This window comes from Nocardia anocheti (assembly GCF_029675105.1).
In the GTDB taxonomy this organism is placed as follows: Bacteria; Actinomycetota; Actinomycetes; order Mycobacteriales; family Mycobacteriaceae; genus Nocardia.
The window spans coordinates 583,760-596,329 of record NZ_JAQQFV010000001.1 but is presented as its reverse complement, the minus strand read 5'-3'; the positions used below and the strand labels follow the sequence as shown (position 1 = coordinate 596,329).

At 68.2% G+C, this 12,570-nt stretch carries 11 protein-coding genes; 7 read left to right on the top strand and 4 right to left on the bottom strand.

The features are described 5' to 3' along the window. Together QC180_RS02880 and QC180_RS02875 are read right to left on the bottom strand one after the other, a co-directional pair. Entirely contained in the window at window positions 1–864 is an 864-nt protein-coding gene (locus QC180_RS02880) for an MlaE family ABC transporter permease (RefSeq protein ID WP_278260966.1), read from the bottom strand. Window positions 865–867: 3 nt separating this feature from the next. After that, a complete protein-coding gene (locus tag QC180_RS02875) occupies window positions 868–1,722 on the bottom strand; it encodes an MlaE family ABC transporter permease (protein ID WP_278260965.1) in 855 nt (284 codons plus the stop codon). A 517-nt stretch (window positions 1,723–2,239) separates the two neighbouring features. Here QC180_RS02875 and QC180_RS02870 point away from each other — a divergent pair. Then, window positions 2,240–2,914, top strand: a complete 675-nt coding sequence (locus QC180_RS02870; RefSeq protein WP_278260964.1) for a S1 family peptidase — start codon at window positions 2,240–2,242, stop codon at window positions 2,912–2,914. A gap of 180 nt (window positions 2,915–3,094) precedes the next feature. Here the strand turns inward: QC180_RS02870 and QC180_RS02865 are convergent, their stop codons facing one another. Then, window positions 3,095–4,546: an MFS transporter gene (locus tag QC180_RS02865; RefSeq protein WP_278260963.1), complete on the bottom strand. Its 1,452-nt coding sequence runs from the start codon at window positions 4,544–4,546 to the stop codon at window positions 3,095–3,097. A gap of 24 nt (window positions 4,547–4,570) precedes the next feature. Continuing rightward, complete coding sequence (gene lppU, locus QC180_RS02860) at window positions 4,571–5,191, bottom strand: LppU family putative lipoprotein (RefSeq protein ID WP_278260962.1); 621 nt, start codon at window positions 5,189–5,191, stop codon at window positions 4,571–4,573. Between the two features lie 118 nt (window positions 5,192–5,309). Here lppU and QC180_RS02855 point away from each other — a divergent pair, with 118 nt between their 5' ends. From QC180_RS02855 to QC180_RS02830, 6 genes are all read left to right on the top strand, one after another. Next, window positions 5,310–6,533, top strand: coding sequence for a serine hydrolase domain-containing protein (locus tag QC180_RS02855; RefSeq protein ID WP_278260961.1), 1,224 nt, complete (start codon window positions 5,310–5,312; stop codon window positions 6,531–6,533). Between the two features lie 223 nt (window positions 6,534–6,756). After that, window positions 6,757–8,070: a cytochrome P450 gene (locus tag QC180_RS02850; RefSeq protein ID WP_278260960.1), complete on the top strand. Its 1,314-nt coding sequence runs from the start codon at window positions 6,757–6,759 to the stop codon at window positions 8,068–8,070. A 309-nt stretch (window positions 8,071–8,379) separates the two neighbouring features. Further along, on the top strand, window positions 8,380–9,270 hold the full coding sequence (locus tag QC180_RS02845; protein ID WP_278260959.1) for a L,D-transpeptidase: 891 nt from the start codon (window positions 8,380–8,382) through the stop codon (window positions 9,268–9,270). A 92-nt stretch (window positions 9,271–9,362) separates the two neighbouring features. Beyond that, the gene (locus tag QC180_RS02840) at window positions 9,363–10,355 is read left to right on the top strand and encodes a carbohydrate ABC transporter permease (protein ID WP_474646378.1); all 993 of its coding nucleotides are present in this window, start codon (window positions 9,363–9,365) and stop codon (window positions 10,353–10,355) included. Further along, entirely contained in the window at window positions 10,352–11,218 is an 867-nt protein-coding gene (locus QC180_RS02835) for a carbohydrate ABC transporter permease (protein ID WP_278260958.1), read from the top strand. The genes QC180_RS02840 and QC180_RS02835 overlap by 4 nt, the downstream gene beginning before the upstream one ends. 19 nt (window positions 11,219–11,237) lie before the next feature. Continuing rightward, window positions 11,238–12,566: an ABC transporter substrate-binding protein gene (locus QC180_RS02830; RefSeq protein ID WP_278260957.1), complete on the top strand. Its 1,329-nt coding sequence runs from the start codon at window positions 11,238–11,240 to the stop codon at window positions 12,564–12,566. Window positions 12,567–12,570: the final 4 nt, after the last annotated feature.

Here is a 12,570-nt window from a genome sequence, read left to right as displayed (position 1 = left end):
CTACCCCGAGATTCTGATTCCGGGGTCGACGCCCCAGATCGCCAATGTCATGAACAGGTCGGCGAACACGACCAGGATGATGCACATCTTGATCGCGCGACCCGCCGCCACGCCGACGCCTTCGGGACCACCGGAGGCGAAGAAGCCGTAGTAGCACTGGATGAAGGTCGTGATCATGACGAAGATGATCGCCTTGAGCAGGGAGTACAGCACGTCGGTCGGTACCAGGAACTGGTAGAAGTAGTGCGAGTACGTGCCCGGCGCGGTGCCGCCGATCAGGCCGACGGTGACCGAGCAGGCCAGGTACGCGGTGGCCAGGCCGATGCAGTACAGCGGCACGATGGCCATGACCGCCGCCATCATCCGGGTGCTGACCAGGTAGGGCAGCGGGCGGATGGCGATGGAGTCGAGCGCGTCGATCTCCTCGGAGATGCGCATCGCGCCGAGCTGGGCGGTGAATCGACAGCCCGCCTGGGCCGCGAAGGCCAGCGCCGCGAGCAGCGGACCGAGTTCACGGGTGGTGGCGAAGGCCGAGATGGCGCCGGTGATCGGGCTCAGACCGAGCAGGTTCAGCGAGGTGTAGCCCTGGATGGCCACCGTCATGCCGCCGAAGGCGCTGATGATCAGGATGACGCCGATGGTGCCACCACCGACGACGATGTTGCCGTTGCCCCAGGTGACGTCGGAGAGCAGTCGCCAGATCTCCTTGGGGTACTGCTTGAACGCCAGCGGGATCGAGCCGACCGAGCGCAGGAAGAAGAAGACCTGGTGGCCGAGGCGGGCGAGCAGGTCGATCGGCGCCTTGCCGACCGCCTTGAGCTGGCGTATCGGCCGCAGCAGCGGAGGTACGTAGGTTGATGACATGGCTCAGACCACCTGTGGGGGAAAGACAGCGGCGTAGATCTGCGTGATCGCGACGTTGACGCCGAGCAGCATGACCATCGAGCTGACGACCGCCGAGTTCACCGCGTTGGCGACACCGCCGGGGCCGCCGCGGGCGTTGAGGCCCGAGTCGCAGGCGATGATCGCGGCGATGATGCCGAAGATCACCGACTTGAGCAGCGCCACCGCGAGGTCGCGGGTGACCGCGAAGGAGGCGAAGGTGCTCATGTACGAACCGGGCGTACCCGCCTGGGCGAAGATGTTGAACATGTAGCCGGTGATGAAGCCGACGAAGACCACGAAGCCACACAGCAGCAGGCTGACCAGCATCGCCGCGCCGAGCCGGGGGGCGACCAGCCTGCGCAGCGGGTCGACGCCCATCACCTTCATCGCGTCGATCTCCTCGCGGATGGTGCGCGAGCCGAGGTCGGCGCAGACGGCCGAACCGACCGCGCCCGCGATCATGATCGAGGTGACCAGCGGTGCGCCCTGCTGGATGATGCCCAAGCCGTTGGCCGCGCCGATGAACGAGGTCGCGCCGACCTGACCGGCGACCGCGCCGACCTGGATCGACACGATGACCGCGATCGGGATGGCGACGAGCAGGGTGGGCGCGGCGGCGACGTTGGCCATGAACGCGCACTGGCGGACGAACTCGTCGAAGGGAAAGCGCCGCCGGAAGATCGCGACGATCAACTCCGTGATCGCCTCGATACCCATCGTGATCTGTCGACCGAACGTCTCGAGGGACTTCTTCGGATGGTCGTCCCAAAGGCCCTTGGTCCAGTCGACAGCTTCACCGACTCGTGAACGTGTGGGCGGACTCTTGGTCGACTGCACTGCTAATACCCCTCTCGACGCCAGGTCATCAACACCCCGACGACTTGTTTGCTTGACGCACCTTACTACGGAGTAGCGCAGAACACACCACCGACATGTGAGCGCAGTCATAGATCGACATCACTGTCCAGAACCGCTATGAGCCCTGCCATCTCGGACCATACAGCCCACAATTGTCAATGCATGTTCGATTGCGCCGGATGTCGTTTCGGACATGGATTCCCAGTACCGACGGTCGCGCGAAACAAATATCGCGGAAAACTGTCATTCATAACGAACGGCTCGCCGGAATACCGGAACCAATCACGAGGCCGCCTCGAAATGGACGGTTGATCACAATTTCGATAGACATTCGCTATCGCGGAGTGTCGGCGCGTGCGTCCTGGTAAGCAGCAACCACACTCAGTTCGCGGAGAGTGTGCCGACCGGCGCATCGATGGGGCGCGCCCGGGACGTAATACAGGCACGATAGCCAGATCGAATTGATATCGTGCGGGCTTCCGACGTCTGGAGGGACATGTTCAGCAAACTCGCCAAGGTGGCCAACGCCGCCTTCGCCGTCGCCCTCGGTGCCGCGCTGATCGGCACCGGCGCGGGCGCTTCCCAGGCCCAAGCCGGACCCCCGGTGCTAGGCGGTGGGTCCGGCATCGTCATCGACAACGCGTTCCAATGCACCCTCACGACGGTCGGACACGACGGCGCGGGCAGACTCGTCGGCCTCACGGCGGGCCACTGCGGCGACGCGGGCGCCTCGGTCGCCGCCGAGGTCGATCCCGGCTACGGCGAGATCGGGCGCTTCGTCTACAGCAACGCCGACCTCGACTACGCGGTCATCGAGTTCACGCCGGGCCGGATCGTGCCGGTCAACCGGATCGGCAACGTCACCATCACCGGCGTCGGCGCCCCGGCCCAGTTCCCCAACATCGTCTGTAAGGAAGGCCGGACCACCGGCAACACCTGCGGCATCGCCTGGGGTGACGTCTTCCAGACGAACATGGAGACCTGGTCGCAGATGTGCGTGGTGGAAGGCGATTCCGGCGCACCGGTGGTGATCGGATCGACGCTGGTCGGGATGGTGAACGCCTACCTGGCGGTGGCCTGCTTCGGCCCGGAGGTCGGCACCAACATGAACGCGATCATGAACGACATGAACGCGCGCGGGGCGCAAGGCTCGGGATACCAGCCTGTGTAATCGGCGGCTGGCGCCGCGGGGTTCGCGGCCCACCGGGGTCTCGCGTCCGAGGGGCGATACTCCGGCTTCGCCGTTACGTCTCGCCCCTCGGACGCGAGACGGGCCGCGAACCGTGGTGGTTATTCATGAACGGTCGGCGCTGCGGAGTCGTGGCGTCGGCCGACGTGTTTCGCGGGGCTGTCAGTTCGCGGTGGTGGGGGCCAGGGCCGGACCGTCGGCCCCGGCGCAGTGCGGCAGACAATCGACGCGGTCGGGGGCGGGTGCCTGGCGCGGAACCCGCAGGCCGACACCCGCGATCACCGCCCCGACCAGCAATAACAGCGCGCACCAGCGCATCGCGGTGTCGAAGCCCGCGCCGAAGGCCACCGGATCGTCGAAGGCGCCCGAGATCCCGGCCAGACCGGGCAGCGCGGCCACGGCCAGGAGCTGGGCGGTGCGCGCGACGGCGTTGTTCACCCCCGAGGCGATCCCCGCCTCGCCCACCCGCACCGCGGCCAGTACCGCCCCGGTCAGCGGCGCGACCAGCACCGACAGGCCGAGCCCGAAGACGAACACTCCCGGCAGCACGTCGGTGAGATAGTGCGCGTCGGGCCCCACGCGTTGCAGCGCGAACACCCCGGCGGCGGCCAGCAGCGGACCCAGCGTCATCGGCAGGCGCGGACCGTGCCGCTGCGCCCAGCGCCCGGCCGGGGCCGAGAGCACCAGCATCAGCACCGTCACCGGCAGACTCGCGGCGCCCGAGGCCATCGGCGAATAGCCCGAGACCAGCTGCAATTGCAGCACCAGCAGGAAGAAGACGCCGCCGAGCGCCGCGTAGACGACCAGCGTCACCAGATTGGCCGCGGTGAACACCCGCGAGCGGAACAGCACGGGCGGGACCAGTGGATTCGGGCTGCGCAGCTCGACCACCACGAACACCAGCAGCGCCGCCACCCCGCCCAGCGCGAGCGGGAGATGGGCGTTGATCAGGCCCATGGTGAGCGCGCCGAGCCCGACCGCCACGATCACCGCGCCCGGCACATCCAGCCGCGCGGTCGCCTCCGGATCGCGGCTCTCCGGCACCCACCGGGTCGCCACCAGGGCGACGACCACCGCCAGCGGCACATTGAGCAGGAAGATCGCCCGCCAGCCGACCAGGTCGATCAGCCCGCCACCCAGCAGCGGACCGAACGCGCCCGCCACCCCGCTGAACCCGGACCACAGGCCGATCGCGCTGCCCTGGTCCTGTTCGTCGATCGAGGCCGAGATCAGCGCGAGGCTGCCCGGGGTGAGCAGCGCGCCCGCCACGCCCTGGAGCAATCGCGCGGCGACCAGCATCTCGATGTTCACCGCCGCCGCGCACAGCAGCGAGGTGAGGGCGAATCCGACGATGCCCCAGACGAACACCCGACGACGCCCGAGCCGGTCACCGAGCGAGCCGCCGAGCAGGATGAACGAGGCCAGGGTGAGGGTGTAGCCGTTGACGGTCCACTGCAGGCCCGCCACGTCGGTGTGCAGGGATTCGCCGATGCGTGGCAGCGCCACCGAGACGACGGTGGCGTCCAGCGAGGCCATCGACGAGCCCAGCACGGTGGCGAGCAGAATCCACCGGCCGGTCGCCGAGTTCAGCCGAACCGTGCGGGTCGCGGGCACCTCTCCACGCTAACCCCTGACGAGCTACAGGCTCTGCACGCAGACCACGATGCGGCGCTCGGCGTACTTGAAGCCCGAGTCGGCGGCGTCGGGGCAGTCGTCGACGCTGTCGGAGTTGTTCTGGATGGTGATGACCTTGACCGGCTCGGAACCGGACTCGGTGCACTCGATCCGCGAGGGCTCGTCGCCGCCCACGTCCATGCAGCCGCCGACCACCCAGTCGATGTCGAGGCACAGCGCGCCGGTCTCGACGCCGTTGAGGGTCTCGGCGTAGAAGTTGTCGCGGTCGCTCACGCAGCCGCTGCTGGTCTTGGCCTTGCCGATGACCTTGTAGTTCGACGCGCGGCTGCCGCAGGAGGCCTTGTCGATGGTCGCGTCGTCGACGGTGCCGCCCAGCGCCACGCAGTCACCGATCTCGGCGTCGAAATCGGTGGTGCCGCCGCGGCTCGAGCTCGGGGCCGGTTTGCTCGTGGTCGGCTTGCCCGCCTTGGTGGTGGTCGTGGGGGCGCCACTGGTCGCGGGGACGACATCGATCGCGGGCTGCGCGTGACCGTCGATGGTGCCACCGCACCCGGTCGCGACGAACGCCGTCACCGCGATGGCGACCGCGCCGACGAACCGGCCGATGGGCAGATCTGCAAACACCCATTGTGAATACACCACCGGAGCCACCTGCGTCGACTCCATCTCGATGGCCGGTCGCTGGGCTACCCTTGGATTTCCGGCCTCCCGGGCCGACCCTTCATCAGGAGGTGCGTCGGAGATGGTGGCAGTTCGTCCCGAACCTCGCTCGCTCGCCGCCCCACGGCAGATGCTCGTCGATCCCCGTTTCGTGCGGCTGGCCGACCACTTCTTCGGCATGTTTCCCCAGCCCAGCAGGGGTGGCGCGGCGCTGGCCCTGTATCTGGACGGCCAGCCCGTTGTCGATGTGTGGGCGGGCTGGGCGGCCAAGGACCAGCGGTGGGACGGCGAGAACGTCGCCCTCGGTTTCTCCACCGGCAAGGGCGTGGCCGCGACCGTGCTGCACCGGCTCGCCGAGCGCGGACTCGCCGACTACGAAGCGCCGGTCGCCGAGTACTGGCCGGAGTTCGCCGCGCACGGCAAGGCCGAGATCACCGTGCGCGATGTGCTCTCGCACCGCGCCGGACTGCACCGGGTGCGCGGGCTGGTGCCCGGTCGCGAGGGCATTCTCGACTACGACGCGGTGGTGACGGCCCTGGCCGAGAGCCCCGCCGACCCACGCCGCATCCGCGCCTCGGGCTATCACGCGATCACCTTCGGCTGGTTGGTCGCCGAGATCGTGCGGCGCGTCACCGGGGAACCGTTCACCGAGGTCCTGCGGCGCGAGGTGGCCCAGCCGCTGGGGACCGAGGAGTTCTGGTTCCAGGTGCCCGCCGACCAGCGCCACCGGATCGCGAAGATCTTCCCGCACCTGGCGCCGCCGGGGATCCGCTGGAACACCGCGTCGTCGGTGCTGTCGTGGGTGCGACCGGTACGCGGGCTGGCCGAGGCCGGAATGCCGGAGAGTTTCGACGAGTTGGTGCGCGACCCGCGCGTGCACGACGCGGTGATGCCCGGCTGGAACGGCGTGTTCACCGCGCGCGCCCTGGCCAGGATGTACGGCGCGCTGGCCAATGGGGGCGTGGTCTACGACGGCGACACCCCGGTCCAGTTCCTCCGGGCCGAGACCATCGACACGATCAACCGCACCCAGCACACCGACAGCCGCGACTACGTCCTCGGCCTGCCCCTGCGCTTCACCCTCGGCTACCACCGCCCGGTCCTGATGACCAAGCAGCAACCCCGCCACGCCTTCGGCCACTACGGCATCGGCGGCTCCGGCGCCTACGCCGACCCCGACCTGCGCATGTCCATCGCCTTCGTCACCAACCGCCTAGGCAACGCCGTCACCGCCCTCGGCGACGCCCGCCTGGCCAAACTCGCCGCCATCGCCCAGGGGACCGTGCACAAACTGCGGGCTGGGTGACCGCGCGACCATCGACCGAGCACAGTCCGGCGCGGCGACGCGCGTCCGCCGAGGTGACCGGGCTGCCCGAGGTGACCGGGCTGGCGGGCGCGCGAATCGGCGTGCGGACCGTCGCAGCGCGGCACCGGCACCCTCGGGCAGTGCGGCGGCCGGGCCGGACACGGGAGTCCGGGCCGCGGTCGCGCGAGTGAACCGGCGGGCCGCGCGCCTCGTACCTGGTGATATGACCGCGCAGCGCACTACTCGGCCCCGGTGGGCGCTGCTGCACGCGCTGGCCGCCGGTCGCGATTTCGAGGGCTACCTGCGGCGGCGGGCCGCCACCGGTGACCCGTTCGCGGTCGGCTTCCCCGGATTTCCGCCGGTGCTGTTCACCGGGACGCCCGAGGGCGCGCGCGAACTGTTCCGGGCGCCGATTCCGCTGGTCACGCCGCCGCGACCGAATCCGATCGAGCCGATGGTCGGGGCCGCCTCGCTGATCCTCAGCTCCGGCGAGCGGCACCGCGTCGACCGGGCGATGCTGGCGCCCGCGCTGCACGGCCCCCGGGTGCGCGTGCTGGGTGAGACCATCCGCGACACCACCGTCGACGCCCTCGAAACAGCGTGCGGACCTGGCATTTCCGGGCCGATCGACGCCCTGGCCCTGGCCCGCGCCATCACTCGCCGCGTCATCCTCACCGCCGTGTTCGGCAGCGCCGACCAGCGCGACCACGAGTACGCGGACGCGGTCACCGACTTCCTCGACTCGTTCACCACCCCACTGCTCGTGGCCCCCGCACTGCGCCGTGGCCTGGGCGGTGTCGGCCCATGGGACCGATTCGCGGCGGCCCGCGCGCGCCTGGACCGTCTACTGCTCGCCGATATCGCCCGACGCCGCGCGGCGGGCCCCGCCGACGGCGACCTGCTCGATCTCCTCCTGGCGACCCGCTACGCCGACGGCACCACCCTCACCGATCCCGAACTCTGCGAACAGCTACGCACCCTCGTCGTGGCCGGTCACGAGACCACCGCCACCACGCTGACCTGGGCGCTCTACCATCTGCACCGCGAACCGGGCCTGCTCGCCAGAACCACCGCCGACCTCGCCGACCGCGATCCACTCGACGGTGGCGACCTGCTCGACGCCGTCTGCCAGGAGACCCTGCGCCTGCACCCCCCGGTCCCCATCGTCCTGCGCACCCTCACCGGGCCGTGGCGCTGGCGCGGCCGTGACCTGGCGGCGGGCCAGACCATCGGCCTGGCCGTCGGCGTGCTGCACAGTCATCCGGCGATCTGGCCAGCCCCACGCCTGTTCCATCCGGACCGCTTCCTGGACCGCGCGATCGTGCCGTTCGCGTTCGCGCCCTTCGGCGGCGGCCACCGGCGCTGTATCGGGGCGAGCCTGGCCGACTACGAGCTACGGATCGTGCTGGCAACCCTGCTGACCACGGTCCGCTTACGCCTGTCCCCGGCCCTGACCTCCGGAGCGCGGCCACGCTCGGTGCCCCGAAATCTGGCGAGCGCGCCGGATCGGGCGATCCAGTTCACACCCGCGTGGTGATCTCGCTCACGCCAGGTTTGAGACTCACACCGATGTGTTTCACCCCTGCTGACGCGCACCGCGCGCGACTCACCGCCGTGAGCGTGGCGTTTACCGAAAGCCGATGGATAACAACGCGTTATGTGACCCACCGCACATAGTTGCCGAGCTGTTATCGCTCCCCGCGGCGGCTGGCACGCGGTGACCTCGGGCGGGTAGGAATGGACGGTCAGGGTCGGGGCGTCGTTACCCCGTGGAGACCCAACGCTGCGGTCTCCGCGTCAATCACGAAGATCTCGTGCCGCGCCCGTCGCGGCGGCGAGAGATGGAATGGACGAGAAACCTATGCACTTCCAGGCAAATACGCGGCAATCGCGCTGGCTGCGCCGGGGTCTGCTGCTGTCGGCGGCGATCGCGGTGTCCGGCGCGCTGGTCACCGTGTCCGCGCAGGCGCAGCCCGCGCTCCCGGGCATCGGCAGCGGCTCCACCCAGCCCACCGTCGACCAGCCCGCCGCCGTGGCGCCGTTCGCGCCGCCGAACATCAATATCGCCGACGGCGAGACCGTGGGCGTGGCGCAGCCCATCATCATCACCTTCCAGGAGCCGGTCGAGGACCGCGCCGCCGCCGAGAAGGCCATCAAGGTCACCTCGAGCACCAACGCGCCCGGGGGCTTCTACTGGACCAGCAGCAAGCAGGTGCGCTGGAAGCCCGCCGAGTTCTGGCCCGCCAACACCGACGTCAACGTCGTCGCGGGCGGCACCACCAGCGCGTTCCACATCGGTGACGCGGTGGTCTCCTACGTCGACGACAACACCAAGATGATCACCGTGACCATCAACGGTGAGGTCGTCAAGGAAATGCCCACCTCGCTGGGCAAGACCGGCCACGAGACCCCCAACGGCACCTACATCGTGGGTGAGCGGCTGGAGAAGATGACCATGGACTCCTCCACCTACGGCGTCCCGGTCACCGATCCCGAGGGCTACAAGCTCGAGGTCGAGTACGCCACCCGCCTGTCCAACAGCGGCATCTTCGTGCACGCCGCGCCGTGGTCGGTCGGCCAGCAGGGCTACTCCAACGCCAGCCACGGCTGCCTCAACGTGAGCACCGAGAACGCCAAGTGGTTCCTGGAGAACTCGCACCGGGGCGACGCGGTGATCGTGTCGAACACCCAGGGCGGAACCCTCAGCGCCGGTGACGGTCTGGGCGACTGGAACTGATCCGCTGAACTGATCCACCCCAGCAGCCGAACAATACGATCAAACCAGGTCGTGTTGTTCGGCTTTTTGCTGTACTCGCCAGTGTGCGCCCGATGTTCAGCAAGCCGGGGGGCTGGGTTAACCGAAGGTTCGCCGTGCACCGTAAAGCTGCCGCGGTGCGAAGCAGTCCGGAGCGAGTCCTCCCCTCACCGCGCGGGCGTGGGCTCCGTAGCCGCCCGTGGGGCGATTACGCGTTGTTCGCCGTGCTGGTGGTTCCGAATCTGATCCTGCTGTCGCTGTTCGTCTATCGGCCGCTCGCCGACAATATCCGACTCTCGTTCACCGACTGGAACATCGCCGACCCTATTGCGAAACCAATTGGTTTCGGAAATTATCAGGAGTGGTGGCAGCGCGCCGACTCCTGGAAGGTCGTCGGTAATACGGTGATCTTCACCGTCACCGCGGTGGTGGTGAGTATGGCGCTGGGGCTCGCGCTCGCCCTCTTACTGGATCGAAAATTGTTCGGGCGCAATGTAGTTCGCTCCGCCATCTTCGCGCCATTCGTCATTTCCGGGGCCGCGATCGGCGTGGCTTTCCAATTCGTCTTCGATCCGAGTTTCGGTCTGGTACAGGATCTGCTGCACCGCGTCGGTGTCACGCAGGTGCCCGATTTCTATCAGGACCCGCACTGGGCGCTGTTCATGGTGACGCTCACCTACATCTGGAAGAACCTGGGCTACACGTTCGTCATCTACCTGGCCGCGCTGCAGGGCGTGCGCGCCGAGCTGATGGAGGCCGCCGAGATGGACGGCGCGAGCCGCTGGACCACCTTCACCAAAGTCCTGCTGCCGCAACTGCGCCCGACCACGTTCTTCCTGTCGATCACGGTACTGCTCAACTCGCTGCAGGTCTTCGACATCATCAACGTGATGACGCGCGGCGGCCCGCTGGGCAACGGCACCACCACCATGGTCTTCCAGGTCTACGAGGAGTCCTTCCGCAACTTCCGGGCCGGGTACGGCGCCACGGTCGCCACGATCATGTTCGCGGTGCTGCTGGTGGTCACGCTGGTCCAAGTGCGGGTGATGGATCGGAACGAGCGATGAGACACGTTGGTCCACAGACACTGTCGTATCGGCGCCGCGAGCGCGCGGTCACCGTCCTCGGCTACGCCGCCATGGCGTGTGTGCTGGTGCTGGTGGGGGTGCCGCTGTTCTGGATGCTGATCACCTCGTTCAAGGACCGCCCCGACATCTACACCCAGCCCGCGGTGTACTGGCCGCGCAGCTGGCATCCGGAGAACTACGCCCACGCCACCAGCACGGTGCCGTTCTGGACCTTCCTGCGCAACTCGCTGATCGTCACCGGCGTGGTGTCGGCGGTGAAGTTCACGCTCGGCGTGTTCAGCGCCTACGGACTGGTGTTCCTGCGGTTCCCGGGCAAGAACATCGTGTTCCTGGTGATCATCGCGGCGCTCATGGTGCCCAACCAGATCACCGTGATCTCCAACTACGCGCTCATCGCGCAACTGGGCTGGCGCAACACCTTCCAGGGCATCATCGTGCCGCTGTGCGGGGTGGCCTTCGGCACCTTCCTCATGCGCAACCACTTCCTGTCGCTGCCCGGTGAGGTCATCGAGGCGGCGCGGATGGACGGGGCGGGCTGGTGGCGGCTGCTCACCCGGGTGGTGCTGCCCATGTCGGGGCCCACCATGGTGGCCTTCGCGGTGGTGACGCTGGTCAACGAGTGGAACGAGTACCTCTGGCCGTTCCTGATGGCCGACTCGTCCGATGTCGCCACCCTGCCGGTGGGTCTGACGCTGCTGCAGAACACCGAGAACCCCTCGGTCACCAACTGGGGACCGGTGATGGCGGGCACCGTGCTGACCATGCTGCCGATCCTCGTCGTCTTCCTCGCCCTGCAACGCCACATGATCAAGGGCCTCACCTCCGGTGCGGTCAAGGGCTGATTCCAGCAAGGAGTTCCACGTGTCCACTTCACGATTCCCGGCCCTGAGCCGTCGCGGTTTCCTCGGCCTGTCCGGCGGTGTCGCCGCGGGTCTGGCGCTGACCGCCTGCGCGGGCACCGGCGGCGGGTCCGGCGGCGGCGGTGACGCCAACACCATCACCTTCTGGTCCAACCACCCGGGCACCTCGAAAGAGCTGGAGCTGGAACTCATCTCGCGGTTCCAGGCGAAGAACCCCGGGCTCACGGTGAACCTGGTCGACGCGGGCAAGAACTACGAGGAGGTGGCGCAGAAGTTCAACGCCGCCCTCACCGGCGGCGAGCTGCCCGATGTGGTGGTGCTCTCGGATGTCTGGTGGTTCAACTACGCGCTGAGCAAGGCCATCGAACCGCTCGACGCGCACTTCGACGCCGCGGGCGTGCGCCTCGACGACTACGTCGACTCCCTGGCCGCCGACTACCGCTTCGACGGCAAGCACTACGCGCTGCCCTACGCCCGCTCGACGCCGCTGTTCTACTACAACAAGGACGTGTGGGCGAAAGCCGGTCTGCCCGATCGCGGTCCGGCCTCCTGGCAGGAATTCGACGAGTGGGGACCGAAGCTGCAGGCCACGCTCACCGGCGACAAGATCGCGCACGCCTGGGGCGACGCCAAGAACTACCTCGGCTGGACCTTCCAGGGCCCGAACTGGACCTTCGGCGGCGCCTACTCCGACGAGTGGAAGCTGCGCTTCACCGACCCGGGCTCGATCGCCGCGGCCACCTACCTGCGCGAGTCGATCAATGTGAAGAAGTACGCGGCGATCCGACCGCAGATCGCGGTGGACTTCGGCACCGGCGTGGCCGCCTCCACCATCGCCTCCACCGGTGACCTCAAGGGCATCATGAAGAACGCCGACGGCAAGTTCGCCGTGGGGACCGCCTTCCTGCCGCACCCGAACGGGCCCGGCGTGACCACCGGCGGCGCCGGGCTGGCGGTGCCCTCGCGCATCTCTGACGAGCGGAAGGTGAACGCGCTCAAGTTCATCGAGTTCGTCACCAACGCCGCCAACACCGCGTACTTCTCGCAGAACACCGGGTACATGCCGGTGCGCAAGTCGGCCGTGAGCGATCCGTCCGAGGTCGACTTCCTGGCGAAGAACCCGAACTCGAAGGTGGCCATCGACCAGCTGGCCATCACCAAGTCGCAGGACTACGCGCGGGTGTTCGTGCCCGGCGCCGACCAGATCATCGGCACCGGCTACGAGCAGATCGGGCTCCAGAACGCCGATCCGGCAACGGTACTGGCGAAGGTGGCCGCCGACGTGCAGGCCATCATCGACCGCCAGATCACCCCGAAGCTGCCGAAGTAGGAGA